Source organism: Rhodococcus sp. C1 (assembly GCF_020809065.1).
Classification (GTDB): Bacteria; Actinomycetota; Actinomycetes; order Mycobacteriales; family Mycobacteriaceae; genus Rhodococcus_F; species Rhodococcus_F qingshengii.
The window spans coordinates 3130303-3150880 of record NZ_CP078080.1; the positions used below are offsets into that span (position 1 = coordinate 3130303).

The 20578-nt window shown below is 64.0% G+C and carries 6 protein-coding genes; 3 read left to right on the forward strand and 3 right to left on the reverse strand.

Annotated features, from left to right (window positions below):
- Positions 1–574: 574 nt before the first annotated feature.
- A complete protein-coding gene (locus KTR60_RS14545) occupies positions 575–14860 on the forward strand; it encodes a non-ribosomal peptide synthetase (RefSeq protein WP_228402250.1) in 14286 nt (4761 codons plus the stop codon).
- A gap of 1 nt (position 14861) precedes the next feature.
- Here the strand turns inward: KTR60_RS14545 and KTR60_RS14550 are convergent, their stop codons facing one another.
- On the reverse strand, positions 14862–15710 hold the full coding sequence (locus KTR60_RS14550; protein WP_228402251.1) for a Ku protein: 849 nt from the start codon (positions 15708–15710) through the stop codon (positions 14862–14864).
- A gap of 140 nt (positions 15711–15850) precedes the next feature.
- Here KTR60_RS14550 and KTR60_RS14555 point away from each other — a divergent pair, with 140 nt between their 5' ends.
- The gene (locus KTR60_RS14555; protein WP_003944869.1) at positions 15851–16822 is read left to right on the forward strand and encodes an alpha/beta hydrolase; all 972 of its coding nucleotides are present in this window, start codon (positions 15851–15853) and stop codon (positions 16820–16822) included.
- Between the two features lie 14 nt (positions 16823–16836).
- Here KTR60_RS14555 and KTR60_RS14560 read toward each other — a convergent pair whose 3' ends face one another.
- Positions 16837–17967 carry a lycopene cyclase family protein gene (locus KTR60_RS14560; RefSeq protein WP_228402252.1) on the reverse strand — a complete coding sequence of 377 codons (1131 nt, stop codon included), beginning with the start codon at positions 17965–17967 and terminating at the stop codon, positions 16837–16839.
- A 10-nt stretch (positions 17968–17977) separates the two neighbouring features.
- Entirely contained in the window at positions 17978–18763 is a 786-nt protein-coding gene (locus KTR60_RS14565; RefSeq protein ID WP_047270400.1) for an SDR family oxidoreductase, read from the reverse strand.
- Positions 18764–18892: 129 nt separating this feature from the next.
- On the opposite strand from KTR60_RS14565, the gene KTR60_RS14570 reads away from it, so the two are divergent.
- Positions 18893–20524 carry an ABC-F family ATP-binding cassette domain-containing protein gene (locus KTR60_RS14570; protein ID WP_003944932.1) on the forward strand — a complete coding sequence of 544 codons (1632 nt, stop codon included), beginning with the start codon at positions 18893–18895 and terminating at the stop codon, positions 20522–20524.
- Positions 20525–20578: the final 54 nt, after the last annotated feature.

The window sequence follows — 20578 nt, forward strand, 5'->3', positions numbered from 1 at the left end:
CCCCTGGGTATCCTAATCCCTCCTTGAACCCTCTTACCTGTCCACGCCTGCTACTTTGATCCTTCTCTAATTATTCCCGACAATACTACTACAACTGTGTTTTTGTTGCTGTTTTTACCTGACCAAGCATCCTCAGTACTTCACGCTAGCAACTGGCTCACTCTTTTCCGTTATAAAACAACACACACCCCCGTCCTAAACAACTGTGAATACTCCCAACAACCCCCTTCTTACCCCCCCTTATCCCTAACCCTTTACTTCCTCCTAATCTTACTTTTTTAACTTTCTTTATCTCCCATAACAACTTCCCATCTACCCCCCCATTAATAAGATCATCAACTATATATTCCTCATCATAACCCCCCCTTACCCAATCCCCTTTAAATACCCCCTCTTATCACTCCGTCTTGCCCCCTAATTGCCCATTTCCCCTTAACCCCCCCCCCCCCCACAGACATATTATACACCCCCCAAATTACTCACCAGATCCCCGCTCCCCCCCCAGTTCTGAATTTACCCCCAGGTACGATACTACCTGTTTGCATCATGATCAAGTTGTAAGAGGGAGATTCGTGTGGATGGCAGTCCCGACCGAGGAATCGTTTCCGCAGCTCGTCCGGACGACGAACTCACCTTCCCTCTTTCTGCCGCGCAACTTTCCCTGCTTGTCGCACAACAGCTTCGACCCGAGATTCCCGTCAGCATCGCTCAGTACGTGGACGTGGACGGCCCACTCGACATCGAGCTGCTGACCGCTGCCAGCAAACAGACCGGTCGTGAGATCGGCTCCGGATATCTGCGCCTGGTCGAGGTGGACGGGGTTGCGCGTCAGTGGCTCGATCTCGACATGGACGACTCCCTCGACGTGGTCGATCTTCGCGCCGAATCGGATCCGGAATCTGCAGCGCAGGAATGGATGCGCAGAGAGCACACCACCGCCATCGATCCGTTCACCGATCGTCTGGTCAGGCTGGCAGTCCTGGTGCTTCGCGACGACCATTACTACTGGTACAGCCGTATTCATCATGTGGCGCTCGACGGTTTCGGCGCGATGTCGATGATGAACCGCACAGCCGAGATCTACACCGCCGCGGTGCGGGATCTGCCAGTTCCCCCAGCGGTAACTGCCCCCCTCCAATCGTTGGTGAAGGCAGAGGCCGACTATCTGGGCTCAACCCGGTGGGAACGCGATCGCGACTACTGGAACACCAAGATGGCCGACAAGCCGGGCGGAACCTCGCTCGCGTCCTCGACTGCTCCGTCGCAGGCATGGTCACGCCTACGGTCGGCCACGGTACCTACGGAACTGCGGAGCTCCCTCGAACGGCTGGCCGCCGCCCACGACGTGACGACGTCGTCAGTGGTGATCGGTGCACTGGCGGCTTACCTCGCCCGGGCCACCGGGACCCGCGACGTGGTCCTCAGCCTGCCGGTCTCGGGGCGGACGACAAAAGCTGCTCGCAGGTCCGGCGGAATGATGTCGAACGTCGTCCCGATACGTGCGAGCGTCGATCCGCATTTCGCGGTCGGGGACCTGCTGCACGAGGTGAAGATCGAACTCACCGGCGCACTGCGTCATCAGAAGTACCGCCACGAGGACCTACGACGCGACCTCAACGCCGGTGATCACAGCATCGCCGACGGACGAGGCTTCCACGGGCCGTTGATCAACCTCATGCTGTTCCATTCCGGAATCACTCTCGGGGACGCGCACGGCGAACTGAACGTGATCTCGACCGGGCCGATCGAAGACCTCTCCGTCAACGTCTATCAGACTTCCGCAGCCGAAGAGATCCAGATCGACTTCGCCGCGAACCCAGACCTGTACACCAACGAGGACATCTCGCGTCACCACCGGCGTTTCCTCGAATTCCTCGAATTATTCTGCGCCGCAGAATCGGGAACTCGATTGATGGACATCGACCCCGACGCCGCGGGGAAATGGATCGCCGAAGTCCAACACGCCCGCAACGTCGAGTACTGGTCTGCGACCTTGTCGAACCCCGCCGAGGAACTGGGTTTGCCGGTCGTCGCCGGAACCGGTCGAACGTCCACGCCCCTCGAGATCGAGGCAGGCCTCTGCCGGAGCCTCGAGACGATGGCGACGACGATGAACACGAGTCTGTTCGTGCTGTTCCAGTCTGCGATGGCCGGACTGCTGCGCCGCGTCGGTTCGGCCGATGAGGTGTCGATCGGCGTCTCGGTCCGAGGGTACGGCGCCTCCAATCCGGACGATTTCGTCTCGATGTTCGCCAACCAGTTGGTGCTTCGCTCGACGGTGTCGAACACCATGACGCTCACCGACCTGGTCGGTGCGGTGGACACCGTCGCAATCGAAGCTCTCGAACACGCAGACATTCTTCTGTCTTCGGTGACCGCCGCACTCGGTGACGGCCGCTGGGTCGAGACGGGCCCGTTGTTCCGGGCGATGGTCTGTTTCGAGGAGCCGCTGGATGCTCACCCGAGATTTCCGGGGCTCATGGTCGGTGCGCCTATCGGATCGGATCTGGCCACCGTGCCGGAACTGTTTGTCTCCCTGGCGATTCCGACTGGTGAGCATGCCGATTTCGATCAGCCGATCTCCGGTGTTCTGGATTGGCTCGGCACGAAAGAGCAAGCCGAGGACCTCGCCGACCGTTATCTACGAATCTTGACCGCGATGGTCGGTACTCCGCACTCGGCGCTCGGCTCAGTGGATCTACTGCGCCCGGAGGCGCGCCAGGCGCTGGTGCCGCCCGTTCTGCCGATTACCCCGGTCCGAACGCTCTCCGAGATCCTTTCCGACCGCATTCGGGCGACCCCGGAAGCGATCGCCGTGGTCGCGGGCAGCGAGCGCGTGTCGTACCGCGAACTCGATCGACGATCGAATCAGTTGGCGCGCAAGCTCGTCGATCATGGCGTGCAATCCGAGTCGTTGGTCGGAATCATGCTGCCGAAATCCGTGGACATGATCGTTGCCGCTGTCGCGGTAGTGAAGGCCGGCGGCGGATACCTCCCACTCGATCGTGCACACCCCGCCGAGCGTTTGGCATACGTGGTCGAGGATGCGCAACCGGTGTGCGTCATCTCCGATTCCACTTTCCCGAACTCCGCCTTCCCGAACTCTGACGTGGTGGTCGTCGGCGTCGAATCCGACGAATACTCCGGTGAGAGTCTGGAAACCGATGAGCGCCCGCGCGGACACGGAGCCGACAATCTGGCGTACGTGATCTACACCTCGGGGTCGACGGGCCGACCCAAAGGTGTCTCCGTCACCCACGCCACCGTGGTGCGATTGTTCGAGAACACGCACGTCGAATTCGGATTCGACGGCAACGACGTGTGGACGATGTTCCACTCGTTCGCCTTCGACTTCTCGGTCTGGGAACTGTGGGGCGCGCTGCTCCACGGCGGAACGCTGGTCCTGGTCGATCACGAGGTATCACGCGACCCTGACGCCTTCCGGGCGCTGGTCGCCGCAGAAGGCGTCACCGTGCTCAATCAGACGCCCTCGGCCTTCTACCAGTACATCGAAGCCGACCTTCGGGCCGATTCGGAGACCCGGCTCCGGTACGTGATCTTCGGTGGCGAAGCCTTGGACCTGCGTCGACTCGGGCGCTGGTACGACAATCACCCGGGGTACGAAAGTCACACGGAATCCGCGCCTGCACTCGTCAACATGTACGGCATCACCGAGACGACGGTGCACGTCACCCATCTCGAACTCGACCGGGCGAGCGCGAGTGCGCTGACCGGCAGCCGGATCGGTGACGCGATCGACGGACTTCGTGTGTACCTGCTCGACGAGCATCTCTCCCCGGTCCCGGTGGGGATCGCGGGGGAGATCTATGTCGCGGGCGGTCAACTCGCCCGTGGCTATCTGGGCCGTCCAGACCTCACCGCGGGCCGGTTCGTCGCCGATCCGTTCAATGCCGGCGGACGACGGTTGTACCGGTCCGGCGACCGCGCACGATGGATTGCGCCCGGACAACTCGAGTACCTCGGACGCGGCGACGCGCAGGTCAAGATCCGCGGATTCCGGATCGAACTCGGCGAAATCGACTCCGTCATCCTCAGCGCGCCGGGAATCGACGATGCCGTGACCGTCGTGGCTCCGACGCCGGCGGGCGGCGCTCTCGTGACCTATGTGACCGCTTCCGACGTCGTGGACGCCGAAGCCCTCCGAGCTCACGCCGCCGAAGCCCTCCCGACCTACATGGTTCCCGATGCCTTCATGGTCCTCGATTCGATTCCGTTGACCACCAACGGAAAACTGGACCGGCGTGCGCTGCCTTCGCCTATCCTGGCCTCCACCAAGGTCTTCCGACCCCCGACGACCCCGACCGAGGGCAAGGTTGCGGCGGTTCTGGCTGACATCCTGAGTAGTGGACCGCTCGGACTCGACGATAATTTCTTCCATCTGGGCGGAAACTCGCTGGTAGCGACGACGGCGGTAGCGCGCTTGACCGAAGCCACCGGGGTTAAAATGCCGCTGCGTGCACTCTTCGACCATCCCACGGTGTCCGGGATCGCGGCGACGATCGAGCGTGCGGCACAGACCCCGGACGCCGACGGTATTCAGGTCGTGGCCCGGCCGGCGGTACTGCCTCTCGCTCCCGCGCAGCAGCGACTGTGGTTCCTGAACCGCGTGGCACCGGAATCAGGTGCGTACAACATTCCACTGGCGGTGTCGTTGCGCGGCGCCGTCGATCCCGACGCACTCAGTGCCGCGATCGTGGACGTCGTGACACGTCACGAGTCACTACGCACCGTGTTTCCTCAGATCGGGGACAACGCGACGCAGAAGGTTCTGGGCCTGGGCGAGGGGATCGCAGGGCTCGAGTCGATCGACGTGGAACGCGGAAGCCTCGAGAGAGTGATCTTCGAATTCTCTTCGGCCGGTTTCGATCTGGTCCGCGAACGTCCGGTGCGCTACCTGCTGATCACTGTCGCCGCCGAGAAGGAAGGCGATGACGAGGAAGCTGTCCTCGTAGTGGTTCTGCACCACATGGTGGCCGACGGTTGGTCGCTCGCGCCGTTGGCTGCTGATCTCACCGGCGCCTACGCCGCCCGCGTCGGCGGCAACAGCCCGCAGTGGGCACCCCTTCCGGTGCAGTACGCCGACTACACGCTCTGGCACCGAGAACACCTCGGCGACGCGTCATCCACCGATTCACTTGCCCACTCACAGATCGCGTTCTGGAAGCAGCAGCTGGCGGGAGCGCCCGAGCAGCTCCACCTGCCGACGGACCGTCCGCGCGCACTCGACCCGACCATGCGCGGAGCCGGAGTCGACATCAGAATCGGCGCTTCCACGCATCAGAAGCTCGTTGTACTTGCCGCCGATCACGACGCCACGCCGTTCATCGCCCTGCACGCGTGCTTCGCCCTGCTTCTGGCCAGGTACAGCGGCACGGACGACATCGTCATCGGAACACCGGTGGCCGGACGAGGGGACAGATCTCTCGATCTGCTCGTCGGCATGTTCGTCAACACTCTTGCCCTGCGGACCTTCGTCGATCGGGACGCAACGTTCGCCGCACACCTGTCGCAGGTCAGGGCCGTCGACGTGGATGCCTTCGACAATGCGGACGTGCCTTTCGACGTCGTCGTGGACGCGCTCGAACTGGACCGCTCGCCTGCGCACCATCCGGTCTTTCAAGCTGCCATCACCTCGCGGATAACCACCGCTCACACAGCCGAACTGGCCGGGGTGTCGATGACGGCGCGGGCAGTCGAGACGGGGCTGACCAAGTTCGACCTCGAGCTCACCGTTACCGAACGTCACGAGTCCGGGGCCGCAGCAGGAATCGATGCCACGTTCACCTATTCCACCGACCTGTTCGACAACGCGACCGTCGAAGCCTTGGCGCGAAACTTCGTAACCCTCGTGGAATCGGCAGTGTCGGAACCGACTGCACCGGTTGGTGACCTTCGTGTACTCGGATCGCGGGAGAGTGCCGCGATATTGCCGCGACGCGGTGTGGCTTCGGTGGGCGAATCGACGCTGGCGCAGATCCTCGGGGACACCGCGAGGACGTATCCCGACGCGATCGCCCTCGAAGACTCCGAGCGCTCACTCTCGTACGGGGAGCTGGAGCGTCGATCGAATCGGATCGCTCGATACCTCATGGACCTGGGAGTCGGCCCCGAGACACCGGTCGCACTGGCCGTCGCCCGATCGGTCGACTCCGTGCTCGCAGTCTGGTCGGTCACCAAAGCCGGTGGCGTTTTCGTCCCGGTCGATCCCCGTTATCCCGCAGATCGAGTTGCGCACATGCTCGAGGATTCGGGTGTGCGGATCGGAATTCGGTCCGCCGAGGTTGCGGCTGGTCCGGCAGCCGGTGGGAACGTCGCAGTCTGGATCGACCTCGGCGACGCGGACACGGTTGCAGAATGTGCCGCCTACTCCGACGCTGCCATCGACGACGCTGACAGAACAGCGTCGATCACTGCGGCGTCGGCTGCGTACGTCATCTACACGTCCGGCTCGACCGGAGTGCCGAAGGGCACCGTCGTCACCCACGCGGGTTTGGCCAATCTTGCTCGCGAACAACAGGATCGGTACCGGATCACCGCCGGGTCGCGAACTCTGCATTTTGCGTCACCGAGCTTCGACGGCGCCGTACTCGAGCTACTGCTCGCCGGTTCGACCGGCGCGACGATGGTGATCGCCCCTCCCGACATCTACGGAGGGGAGGCGTTGAGCGAGTTCCTCCGAAGCCGCGAGGTCACTCATGCCTTCATCACTCCGGCTGCGCTGGCGACCGTCGATCCGGCGGGCGTGACGTCACTGGAATGCGTAGTCGTCGGCGGCGACGTGTGCACGCCGGAATTGGTCTCGAGCTGGGGCAACGGGCGCAGACTGCACAACGGATACGGTCCGACCGAAACCACTGTCATGGTTGCCATCAGTGACCCACTCTCACCGGGGGAGCCGATCACCATCGGCGGTCCCATCCGCGGAATCGACGCCGTGGTGCTCGACTCTCGGCTGCAACCGGTCCCGATCGGCGGCGTCGGCGAGCTGTACATCGGTGGGCCGGGCCTTGCACGTGGTTACCACCTTCGTCCCGCGCTGACGTCGGATCGGTTTGTCGCGCATCCGTACTCGACGCCCGGTGCCCGGATGTACCGAACCGGTGACCTGGTCCGCTGGACCAAGGACCTGACCCTTCGCTACGTGGGCCGCAGCGATCATCAGCTCAAGATCCGCGGGTTCCGCATCGAACTCGGCGAGATCGACGCTGCTCTGATGGATTCCCCTCTCGTCCAGTTCGCCACGACGATTCCCGTCGAATCCGCCGCGGGTACCACTCTGGCGTCGTACGTGTTGCTCAGCGGCGACGCTGATATCGAGTCGCTGTTCGTGGGACTCGCCGACACGCTGCCGCGGTACATGATTCCGTCGTCGATCACCCCGATCGACGCCATTCCGTTGACTCCGGTCGGCAAACTCGATCGCAGAGCGTTGCCGACGCCGATACCGCGCGAAATCCTCGGAACGGGCCGTGAACCCGAGGCCGGACTCGAACGAACCGTTGCCGACGTGTTCGCTTCACTGCTCGACGTGCCCGAGGTCCGGGCCGGAGACAGCTTCTTCGATCTCGGGGGCAACTCGCTCGTCGCGACGCAGGTGTCCGCGCGGTTGAGCGCAGCGACGGGACTCACGGTGGACGTTCGCTCGATCTTCGAAGCGCCGACCGTCGAAGCGCTCGCTGCACGTCTGGCGGCGAGCGCCGAAGAATCAGACGATCGACCTGCCCTGAGCGCCGGTGCTCGCCCGGACCGCCTACCGCTCTCCGCTGCGCAACAGCGGCTGTGGTTCGTCAATCGCTTCGACCCGCAGTCCGCGGTCTACAACATTCCGTTCGCGATCCGCATCACCGGAGACATCCACGGCGATGCACTCGAGGAGGCGCTTGCGGACGTCATTGCACGCCATGAGGTGCTTCGAACGATCTACGTCGACAGCGCCGACGGCCCGAGTCAGGTCATCCGAGCAATTTCCGACGTGCAGTTCTCCGTCGAGCGCTACCGCGGATCCGAAGGTATCGAATCCGCGACGACGGAGTTCGCGGCGCGTGGGTTCGATCTCGGTTCGGATCTGCCGATTCGGGCCATGCTGGTGCGCGAGGACACTTTCGCTCACGTACTGGTCGTCGTCATCCATCACATCGCCTTCGACGGCTGGTCCCTGACTCCCTTTGCGGCAGATTTCGTCGCGGCGTACTCCGCACGCGTCGTCGGAGACGCCCCGGTTTTCACACCGCTCGACGTGCAGTACGCCGACTACGCGGTGTGGCAGCAAGACTCGCTCGGACAGGTCGGCGACCAGGAGTCTCTGGTTGCCCGCGAACTGACCTTCTGGACCACTGCCATGGCTGGTGCCCCGGACGAGGTACTGCTACCGGTCGATCGCCCACGCGGATCTGTCTCCACGACCGCCGTCGGATCGGTGCCGATCGTCATCGACGCGGCGACCGGGGAGCGTCTCGCCGCCTTGGCGAGGCGCAGTGGCTCGACGCAGTTCATGGTCGTACACGCGATCCTGGCGGTTGTTCTCGCGCGTCTCGGTGCAACCGACGACGTGGTGGTCGGCACCCCGGTGGCAGGCCGCGGGCGACCCGAGCTGGATTCCCTGATCGGGATGTTCGTCAATTCGGTACCGCTTCGCACGCCGGTCGATCACCGAGCGCCGTTCACCTCCCTGCTCGAGGTCGTCCGTGAACGCGACCTTGCCGCCTTCGCGCACCCCGAGCTGCCCTTCGAGGTGCTGGTCGACGCCCTCGATCTCGACCGGTCCACTACGCGACACCCCCTGTTTCAGGTCATGCTGTCGTACCACCAGAATGTGGTCTCGCCGCAGGTCACGGTCCACGACGCGCATCTCGAAGCGCAAGCACTCGAACCGTCCGTCGCGAAGTTCGACCTCGAGTTCACCCTGCTGGCAGGCGATTCCGAGAAGACCGAGATCACCGGGTCGCTCAGGTTCGCCGAGGCGCTCTTCGACATTGCCACCGCGGAAACGATCGCCGCGCGTGTGCAGTCGGTGGCCCGCGCCGTCGCCGCAGATCCGGACGCCGCGATCGACGACCTAGATTTCCTCAGCACCCTCGAGCGGGCGTCGCTGATGCCGGTACGAGGTCCGGCGTGGACCAGTTCGCGCACCTTGGCCGAAATATTGACGCGGACCGCCACCCGTTCAGGCGATTCGGTGGCCCTTCGATCCGGTGACACCACCGTGCTCTACCGAGATCTCTTCGCCCGTGCATCGGCGCTTGCCCGCCGTCTGACCACGGAAGGGATCGGTGCCGAAGACATTGTGGCGATCGCGATTCCGCGCTCGATCGACTCGATCGTCGCCTTGTGGGGCGTTTCCTTGACCGGCGCCGCGTTTGTTCCGGTCGATCCGCGATACCCCGCCGATCGCATTCTGCACATGCTCACCGACTCCGGAGCCACTCGCGGAGTGACGACGGAAGCGGTAATCGAATCACTGCCCCGCCCGGTTCCGTGGATGACAATGGACGACATCCACGGCGACGGTGTCGGGCAGCCGGTTCCGGCCGCGCCGATCCGAATCGACAACCTCGCCTACATCATCTACACCTCCGGATCGACGGGAAAGCCCAAGGGCGTCAGCGTCACTCATCGTGGCCTGAGCGCGTTGGCGGCCGAGCAGACGGCGCGTTACGGCATCTCGGCGCAGTCGCGGACGCTGCACTTCTCCTCACCGAGCTTCGACGCATCCATCCTCGAACTGCTGCTCGCAGTCGGTGAAGGCGCGACGATGGTGATCGCCTCTCCCGACGTCTACGGCGGCCAGGACCTAGCCGAATTGGTCACCGATCACCAGGTGACCCACGCGTTCATCACACCGGCAGCGCTGGCCTCGGTCGATCCCACCGGGCTGGACGTCTTGCAGTCGATCGTTGTCGGTGGCGAGGCATGCCCACCCGAACTGGTCCGTAAGTGGGCACCGGGTCGCCGATTGTTCAACGGCTACGGGCCGACGGAAACCACCGTCATGGTCTGCATCAGTGATGCCTTGAGCGTGGGGGAGACCGTGACCATCGGCGGGCCCGTCCGCGGCGTGTCCGCGGTAATTCTCGACGGCTCGGCTCAGCCGGTACCCGTCGGGGTCACCGGTGAGCTCTACATCGCCGGCCTGGGACTTGCCCGCGGCTACCTCGACCAACCCGCCTTGACGGCGACGCGATTCGTGGCAGCGCCGTTCGGCCCGGCCGGCACCCGCATGTACCGGACCGGTGACTTGGTTCGGTGGACGCCGCTCGAGACGATCGAATACGTCGGACGCTCCGATCACCAGGTGAAAGTGCGCGGATTCCGCATCGAACTGGGCGAGATCGACTCCGTCCTCAGCACTTACCCCGGCGTCGAGTTCGCGGTCACCGTGGGCGTCGACGCAGCTTCCGGTGAGACGATGTTGGCGTCGTACGTAGTGCTCGGTGCCGATGCGGTCGAGATGGACGAGTTGCTGAGCCATGCGCGCCGCTCACTGCCCGCCTTCATGGTGCCGTCGGCGATCACCCCGATCGATCACGTACCGCTGACCCCCGTCGGGAAGCTCGACCGATCGGCATTGCCGGCGCCGACACTGCGTTCGTCCGAGCGAAGTGTCGAGCCGCTGACGACCGCGACCGAACTCCAGGTTGCCGGCGTCGTGGCGGAACTGCTGGGTATCGAACAGATCAGTGCGTCGGACAGTTTCTTCGAACTCGGTGGCAACTCACTGCTCGCCACCAGACTGGCCCAGCGACTCGGCGAGTCGTTGGGCAGGCAGGTGCCTGTCCGAATGCTGTTCGAGCACCCCGAAATTCGGGAACTTGCCACTGCGCTCGACACATCCGCCGGGGCGAAGGCGCTTCCACCGATCACCGCCGTAGACCGCCCCGAGCGAATTCCGCTGTCCTACGCGCAAGCACGCATCTGGTTCCTCAACCAGATGGATCCCGGCTCACCCGCGTACAACGTCCCTGCTGCGATCTCCCTCGACGGTGCACTCGACGTGCCGGCCCTCGAAGCTGCGGTCCTCGACGTGATCGAAAGGCACGAAATCCTGCGCACGGTGTTCCCCGACTCCGACTCCGGTCCACACCAGGTGATCCAGGATGCATTCACCTCGCTCGAGTACGGAAATGCGGACACCCGTGAACCGGCAGAGCTCGCCAGAGAATTCGCGTCGCGTGGATTCGACATCACGACCCAAGCTCCCGTTCGCGCGCTCCTGCTCGAATCGACGCCGCAGCACCACACACTTGTCATCGTGATCCACCACATCGCGGCGGACGGATGGTCGATCGCGCCGTTGATGAAGGACGTGCTCACCGCCTACGTCGCGAGAAGTTCGGGACACGCTCCCGAGTTCACCCCGCTCGAAGTGCACTACGCGGACTTCGCCATCTGGCAGCGGGAAGCGCTGGGCTCGGTGAACGAATCCGAGAGCGTGCTCGGGGCACAGGCGTCGTACTGGCGGGAGACGTTGCGGGGCGCACCTGAATTGATCGACCTTCCGAGCGATCGAGCGCGTCCGCTCACCCAGTCGTTGAGCGGTGCCCACACCGCGGTCTCGCTTCCGGCGCACACCCGGATCGCGGTCGAGGCGGTTGCCGGAGCCAATGCGGCGACGCCGTTCATGGTGCTGCACGCTGCCTATGCCGTCCTGCTGTCCAGGCTGAGTCGAAGCACCGACATCGTGATCGGATCTCCGGTCGCCGGGCGAGGACACCGAGTTCTCGACGACCTCGTGGGAATGTTCGTGGGCACGGTGGGACTGCGCACGACGGTCGACCCCGGGTCGACGTTCGTCGACGTTCTGCGTACTGTCCGCTCCGTCGATCTCGACGCCTTCGCCCACGCGGACATTCCGTTCGAGCAGGTCGTGGACGTGGTGGCGCCGACCCGGAGCACCGACCGTCATCCGGTGTTCCAGACGATGATCTCGTTCCACGGCGCCCACCCGACGACGTGGGACCTGCCTGGACTTGCCGTTCGTGCCCACGAGATCACACCGGACATCGCCAAGTACGACCTGCAGTTCACCGTTGTCGAACAGACCACGGAGGAAGGCGGCGGCTACGAGGCCTCCCTCACCTACGCGAAGGATCTCTTCGACACCGATACAGCGGAGTCGTTTGCAGTGATGCTGGAAACGATCGTCGAGACACTGACTGCCCAGCCCTCCGCCGTCGTCGGTGACGTGGATCTTGCGGGACGTCGCCTGCGTGCGTTGCCCGGACGTCCGGCCGGCGATGCTTTGACCTTGCCGGAGTTGCTGCTTCGCGGCGCTGCCGATCCGCACGCTCCGGCAATCGTCGACGTCGCCACATCCGTCACGCTCACGTACGGCGAACTCGACCGACGCTCCGACGCTATGGCGTTTGCGTTGATCGCTCGCGGAATAGCGCCGGAAATGATTGTGGCACTGGCGCTTCCGAGGTCGGCCGACTATGTGATCGCGCTCTGGGCCGTAGCGAAAGCCGGCGGAGTGTTTCTTCCCGTGGATCCGGCGTACCCCGCCGAGCGGATCGAGCACATGCTCACCGACAGTGGAGCGGTACTCGGTATCACCAGGGGCGAGTATGCGGCCGACCTTCCGGGCGTCACATCGTGGATCGAGTTGGATGCGATCGAATTCACCACCGAAATCGAGGCAGTCCATTCCGAGACACTGCCGGACGCGCCACTCGAGTTCGACAACCCGGCCTACTTGATCTACACCTCGGGCTCGACAGGAAAACCCAAGGGCGTGTTGGTCACTCACGCGGGACTGGCAGCGTTTGCCGACGAACAGCGGGAGCGTTTCGGCGTCACCGCGCACTCTCGCGCTCTGAGCTTCGCCTCGACGAGCTTCGACGCGTCGGTTCTCGAGCTCCTTCTGGCTTTCGGCGCCGGCGCAACGATGGTGATAGCGCCGCCGACAGTTCTCGGCGGTGTCGAATTGCACGAACTGCTCGACGAGCAGACGATCACCCATGCTTTCGTGACTCCAGCCGCCTTGGCGACTGTCGATCCCGCCGGGCTCGACCATCTCGAAGCCGTCGTCGTCGGCGGCGACGCCTGTTCCGCCGACCTCGTATCTCGGTGGGCACCGGGGCGCCGAATGTTCAACGCGTACGGCCCGACCGAGGCCACCGTCGCCGTCACCATCAGTGATTCGCTGGTCGCGGGGGAGCCCGTGACGATCGGCGGCCCGATCCGCGGCGTGGACGCGATGATTCTCGATTCCCGACTGCACTCGGTTCCCGGCCAGGTCGTCGGTGAGCTCTACGTCAGCGGCGACGGTCTCGCCCGCGGGTACCTCGGCAACCCCGCACTCACAGCCGCGCGCTTCGTCGCCGACCCGCATGGACCCGAAGGCGCTCGGATGTACCGCACCGGGGATCTTGTGCGCGAAGATCGCTCAGGGGCACTGATCTACCTCGGACGCGCAGACCACCAGGTCAAGATCCGAGGGTTCCGAATCGAACTCGGAGAAATCGACGCGGTGCTGGCAGCGGAAGCGTCCGTGCATTCGGCTGTCAGCGTCGTCGTCGGGGAGGGCGTCGACGCTCGGATCGTCGCGTACGTCGTCCCGGCACATGCGGAATTCGACGCCGCCGCGCTGCGCCGTCACGCAGGTATATCGCTGCCTGCGCACATGATCCCGTCCGCTGTTGTCGTGATCGGCGCAGTCCCGACCACACCGGCGGGCAAGCTCGATCGCAGCGCTCTGCCTGCTCCCAACTGGGAGTCGCCGAGTGGACGCAGTCCGGAAGGCAGCGACGAGATCGCGATCTGCGCTGCTTTCGCAGAGGTACTCGATCTGGCCGACGTAGACACGTACGCCGATTCGAGTTTCTTCGAACTCGGCGGCAACTCACTCATGGCAACGCGTTTGGTCGCTGCCATCAAAGAACGCACCAGCATGACCGTCCCCATCGCGTGGATATTCTCCGACCCGACTCCGGAGGCATTGGCGCGCAGACTCTTCGAACTCGAGGCAACAGTTGTGACAAGTGACGCGGATACCTCCGCACTTGCGGTAGTCCTGCCACTACGTCCGGAAGGCCGCGCCGAGCCACTGTTCTGCATCCATCCGGCCATCGGATTGGCCTGGTGCTACGGAGCGCTCGATCGCTACGTCGACTCCAGCCGGCCGCTCTACGGCCTGCAGTCGCCGGTCCTGACGGACTCCGAATTTCGGGCGGAGCTGATCGAGGACTTCGCGGCGCGGTACGTCGAGGAAATTCGCGGAGTTCAGCCGCACGGTCCGTATCACCTGCTGGGGTGGTCCATCGGCGGATTGATCGCTCACGCGGCGGCGGTGCAGTTGCAAGCCGCGGGTGAGAGCGTCGCCGACCTGATTCTGCTCGACAGCTTCGTTCTCGAAGACCCGACGATGGCGGGCGCGCAGCCTTCTCTCGCCGAACTGATCGGCGGGTTGGGGATCTCGGTCCCGGACACCGGCGAGCGTGATCTGACATCCGAGGACGCCGAAGCACTCTTGCGTGAAACCATCGGCGATCACCCTTTGGTCTCGCGCGATCGGATCGAGCGACTGTTCGAGGAATACTCCGCCGGCGCCGAACTGGCTCACCGATACCGCCCGGGCAAGTTCGTGGGCGATCTGCTGTTCTTCTCGGCACACGCCGACACCTTCGACCCGCTGCGAACCGCGTCGGCGTGGCGACCGTTCGTCTCCGGGGTGATCATCGACCGTCCGGTGCCCACGTCACACGCCGAAATGTTCACCGAGGCAGGTCTGGAGGCGATCGGACCCGTGATCAACCTTGCGGTCGGAACGGGTCGTCACGCGGCCCCGGACGTCGACGCTGAGTTGGACGCTCTGATCGAGATCCAAGACGTGCGCGGCTGACTCAGGCTCGTTTCTTCCTCGGTGTGGTCGACTTCGACGAGCCGGCCTTGGCGGCGTTCGACTTCGCTTCGTCCACACTGCGCTGCAGTGCGGCAACCAGGTCGACCACCTCTGCGTCGGTGCCCTCCTGGTCGACCTCGGCGGCCGGGATGACCTTCTTGCCGCCGTTCTCGATCATCTCGTCGAGCAACTGCCTCAGTTGGAGCTGGTAGTCGTCGGTGAACTCGGTCGGATCGAAGTCGCCCGCCATGCTCTCGACCAGCGTCTGCGCCATCTTCAGTTCCTTCGCCTTCGGCTTCTCCACGTCGTCGAGGGAAGGGAACTCTGCTGCACGAACTTCGTCGGGCCACAGCAAGGTCTGGATCACCAGAACACCATCGCGAGCGCGCATCGCGGCCAGGCGCGTCTTCTGTCGCAGCGTGAAATGCACCAGTGCCGTTCGATCACTCTCGGTGAGCACAGTCGAAAGCAGGACGTACGCCTTCGGCGACGCCGAATCGGGTTCGAGGAAGTAACTCTTCTCGAACAAGATCGGATCGATCTGATCGTTCGCCACGAATTCCAGCACCGGAATCTCGTGCTTCTCCGCAGCCGGGAGTTTGTTGAAGTCCTCGTCGCTCAAGATGACGCGCGATCCGTCTTCCGAGTCGTACGCCTTGTCGATGTCCGCGAACTGAACCGTGTTTCCGCACTCGGAACACACACGGTTGTACTTGATGCGGCCACCGTCTTTTGCATGGACCTGGTGAAATCGGATGTCGTGGTCCTCGGTCGCCGAGTACACCTTGACCGGGACGTTGACCAGACCGAAGGCTATCGAGCCTTTCCAAATCGAGCGCATGCCTCCCATGATGGTCGCCGCCGGCCGTTTGCGCGAGGCAAACGATCACGGTTGATCCCGAACCGTTGCGTGTGGATGGGTCGGTTCGGGGCGTATCGAGCGGGTATCCGCTTCGAGAACCCGACTCGCACACCTGGGGAGACGCTCCGATGAGAATCCGAACCTACCGTCGACGCGTCACCGCGGCGCTGGCGATTTCACTGGTTCCACTGCTGTTTGCGCCTTGGCCCGCGAACGCAGATCCGGCACGCACCGTAACCATCAGCGTCCACTCCGATGCGATGGGCCGCGACATTCCACTCGAGGTGATCCTCCCCGCCGACACGAGCGCCCCACGGCCCACGTTGTATCTGCTCAACGGCGCCGGTGGTGGCGAGGACAGTGCAACGTGGGAAGGACGGACCGATGTCCTGGACTTCTTCGCCGACAAGAACGTCAACGTCGTGACGCCGCTGGAAGGTGCGTTCAGCTACTACACCGACTGGCAGAAAGACGATCCCGTACTCGGGCGCAACAAGTGGCAGACGTTCCTCACTCGCGAACTGCCGCCCGTCATCGATGCGCAGTTCGGTACCAACGGGGTCAACTCCATCGCGGCGATTTCGATGACGGCGACGTCGGTACTCAATCTCGCGATCTCGGCACCAGGGCTTTATCGGAGTGTCGGGGCCTACAGCGGGTGCGCGGAGACTTCCACCCAGCCGGGTCAGGACTATGTGCGGTTGGTGGTCGGCGCGCGGGGTGGCGCTGATCCGACAAACATGTGGGGACCGTTCGACGGTCCGGGGTGGCGCGAGAACGATCCGGTCGTGAACGCGGAGAAGTTGCGGGGGACCGCACTGTACGTTTCCACCGGATCCGGGCTGCCAGGTCCGCACGACAACCTTCAGGCACCCGATGTGAACGGAAATCCCGGAGCCCTCCTTAATCAGATCGTCGTCGGCGGCATCATCGAATCCGCAGTCAACGGGTGCACGCACGGCTTGGCGGACCGACTGAACGCACTGGGCATCCCCGCGACCTTCGACTTCAAGCCGACTGGAACCCACTCGTGGGGCTACTGGCAGGACGACCTACACAATTCCTGGCCGATGATCGCCGGCTCGATGGGAGCGCAGTAGTCGGTCCGGAGTGCTCACCTCAGAAACGGCGCGCGCATCAACGTCTTTCGGACGTGCCACGGTGACGATCGGAACAGGGTTGCCATCACCTTCGCCGTCGCGGACGCGTCCCGCCGATCGGACAGGTAGGACCGCTGAGCCTCGACCGGTAGATCGAAGAACGTGTCGAAGAATGTCGCGACCTCTCCCGAGCCGAGGGTGAGAAGTGCGTTCAGGCCAACGCGGCGAAGGGCAGACACCGCCTTGGCCGACCGCGGCCAGAGCGCCGCGTTGGGATCTCCACCGTCGGCGATTGCTTTGGCGACAGCGTCTGCCTCGGCGAGTGACGAGGCAACGCTGTATCCGGTTCCCGGATGCATCAGACCGCCTCGCCCGCCGAACCGGAGGACACCGTCGGCGAACGACTCCTTCGGGCCTTCGACTGCAAAACGGACTCGCTCGACCGGTGCGTCGTCGGGGACTTCGCAGCCCCGATTGTGAAGTCGGGTGCGCAGACGCGCTTCGAGTTCGCGGAGTCCCAACGCCGGCCGGCCGACGAGGCAGGTCTCCTCGAGGAGAACTCGCTCGTCATCGAGTGGGACCGCATAGAGAAACGACGGAGTGTCGGCGTCGGAGGCGCCGTTGTCTGGTCGCCAGTCCATGAACCAGGCTTCGCCACTACCCAGAATCGGATCGGCCAGAGCGCGGTCGACGATCACTCCGAAGGCGGTCTGCTGCGCTGTTGTCACCGTCAGTTCGGTACCTCGGGCGTCGATGACGACTGATCCCCTCAGCTGCGATCCGTCCACGCACAGGACGGCGGTGGGTGACAGTGTTTGAGCACGCAAGGCTCTGAACTGTACGGATGTGCCCGAGAGAAATGATTGCAGTAAAGATGTATTCAATACGCAATATGTGCGATCAAGCGTTTTCTGTCTGCGGGTCCACACGCTCGGGCGTTCGATCCGGCTTGCGATCACATCGACCGGCAGCCACGACGGCAGCTCGTCAGCCCACGCCGAATAGGTCGGCGTCCACACCCGATGGGGATGCGGATCGACAACGACGACGGTGAGTTGCCGGGCGATACAGCGGGTGGCGAGTGCCCGCCCGGCCGGGCCGCCACCGACGATCACCACGTCGGCGGAAGAGTTGTCTGTGCTCACGACCGGCGCACTACATCGATCCCGTTGCGAGCAGACCGCCGTCGACCCGGACCGTCTCGCCCGTGATCCACGCCGCCGCGTCGGAGACGAGGAAGCCGACCAGACCGGCAACGTCCTCGGGGGTGCCGAGCCGCTTCATCGGGTAGCCCGCCGACGCCTTGTCCTCGCCGGCAGCGACCAGGGCTGCCGCGAACTGCGTCTTGACGATCCCGGGAGCTACGGCGTTGACACGAATCTTCGGTCCCAGTTGCCAGGCCAGTTCTTCCGTCAGGCGGATGAGCGCAGCCTTCGACGCGCCGTACGCCGCGATGACGCCCGTCGACCGGATCCCGGCCACACTTGCCAGGTTCACGACGGCTCCACCGTGTTCGCCCATCCATGCCCGATGTGCTTGCTGGACGTAACCGAGGGCGGCAACCACATTCACGTCGAAGATCTTGCGCACGGCGTCGAGGTCCGCTTCCATGAGCGAACCGAAGACGGGGTTGATTCCGGTGTTGTTGACCAGAATGTCGAGTGAACCGAATTCGGACACGGCGCGGTCGACGGCACCGGAGCGGGCTTCGGCATCGGCTGCGTTGCCCGCGAATGCGACGACCTTTCCGCCGTGCCCCAGAGCGGACAGCTCGGATGCGGCGGCCTCGAGGGGCTCCGGCTTGCGGGCTGTGATCAAGACGTCGGCACCGCGAGCGAGGAGTTCGGCGGCGACAGCTTTGCCGATTCCGCGACTTGCGCCGGTGACGATGGCGGCACGGCCTTCGAGGTCGCGAGGACGAGTGCTGTTTTCGCTAGTCATGTCCCGAACGTTAGCGGACTCACACGCTGCTGGTCGGAACGACCGTCAGGTCACGGTAAAATCGATAGTTCTTGTGTCTGTAGTCAGGCATTGTTTACCCGTATTCGTCGTTTTTCCTGAGGAGTTTGCTTGATTACCGCCACTGACCTCGAAGTTCGTGCCGGTGTCCGCACCCTTCTCACGGCTCCCGGGCCTTCGTTGCGCATCCAGCCGGGCGACCGGATCGGACTCGTCGGACGTAACGGAGCCGGAAAGACGACCACACTGCGCATCCTCGCCGGCGAAGGTGAGGCATATGCCGGAAGCGTCGTACGTACCGGTGAACTCGGATACCTCCCGCAGGACCCCAAAGAGGGCGACCTGAGCGTCCTCGCCAAGGACCGGGTTCTCTCCGCACGTGGCCTCGACACGATGCTCCGCGAGATGGAGAAGCAGCAGATTCTGATGGGCGAGGTGCTCGATCAGGAATCGCAGGACCGCGCGGTCAAGAAGTACGGTCAGCTCGAGGATCGGTTCTCGGCCCTCGGCGGATACGAAGCCGAGAGTGAAGCTGCACGCATCACCAGCAGCCTCGGACTCGAAGACCGCATTCTCGGGCAGCCGCTCAGCACGCTGTCCGGCGGTCAGCGTCGTCGCGTCGAATTGGCGCGCATCCTCTTCGCCGCCTCCGACGGCAGCGGTGCCCGCTCGGACACGACTCTGCTGCTCGACGAGCCCACCAACCACCTCGACGCCGACTCCATCACCTGGCTGCGTGGCTTCCTCCAGAACCACGAGGGTGGACTGGTGGTCATCAGCCACGACGTCGACCTGCTCAACGACGTCGTCAACCGCGTGTGGTTCCTCGATGCCGTCCGCGGTGAGGCCGACGTCTACAACATGAACTGGAAGAAGTACCTCGACGCTCGTGCCACGGACGAGCAGCGTCGTCGCCGTGAGCGCGCCAACGCCGAGAAGAAGGCCGGTGCGCTGCGGATTCAGGCCGCCAAGATGGGCGCAAAGGCAACCAAGGCCGTCGCGGCTCAGAACATGGCCAAGCGAGCCGACAAATTGATGGCGAACCTCGATGCCGAACGTGTCTCGGACAAGGTTGCGCGGATTCGTTTCCCCGAACCCGCCGCTTGTGGCAAGACTCCGCTGATGGGCAAGAACCTCACCAAGGTGTACGGCTCGCTCGAGATCTTCACCGGTGTCGATCTCGCGATCGATCGTGGGTCTCGTGTGGTTATCCTCGGACTCAACGGTGCAGGTAAGACCACACTGCTCCGCATCCTCGCGGGCGCGGAGAAAGCGGACGCTGGTGAGCTGATCGCCGGTCACGGACTCAAGGTCGGCTACTTCGCTCAGGAGCACGACACCCTCGACGACGACGCGTCCGTGTGGGAGAACATCCGCCACGCCGCGCCGGACACAGGGGAGCAGGAACTGCGTTCTCTGCTCGGTGCCTTCATGTTCACCGGCCCACAGCTCGAACAGCCGGCCGGAACGCTCTCGGGTGGTGAAAAGACGCGTCTGGCTCTGGCCGGACTGGTGTCGTCCGCTGCCAACGTTCTGCTTCTCGACGAGCCCACCAACAACCTGGACCCGATCTCACGCGAGCAGGTGCTCGACGCGCTCCGCAGCTACACCGGTGCCGTCGTCCTGGTCACCCACGATCCGGGCGCTGCCGAGGCCCTCAACCCCGAGCGAGTCATCCTCCTGCCCGACGGCAACGAGGACCACTGGTCGCAGGAGTACCTCGAGCTGATCCAGCTCGCCTAAACCCCTGTGCGCCTTTTTGGTAGTGGGAACTACCAAAAAGGCGCACAGGGGCGA

What these genes read in the sequence shown, in the direction of transcription:
- KTR60_RS14550 (WP_228402251.1), bottom strand. Translation starts at nt 15,710, where the DNA reads ATGGGAGGCATGCGCTCGATTTGGAAAGGCTCGATAGCCTTCGGTCTG.
- KTR60_RS14555 (WP_003944869.1), top strand. Translation starts at nt 15,851, where the DNA reads ATGAGAATCCGAACCTACCGTCGACGCGTCACCGCGGCGCTGGCGATT.
- KTR60_RS14565 (WP_047270400.1), bottom strand. Translation starts at nt 18,763, where the DNA reads ATGACTAGCGAAAACAGCACTCGTCCTCGCGACCTCGAAGGCCGTGCC.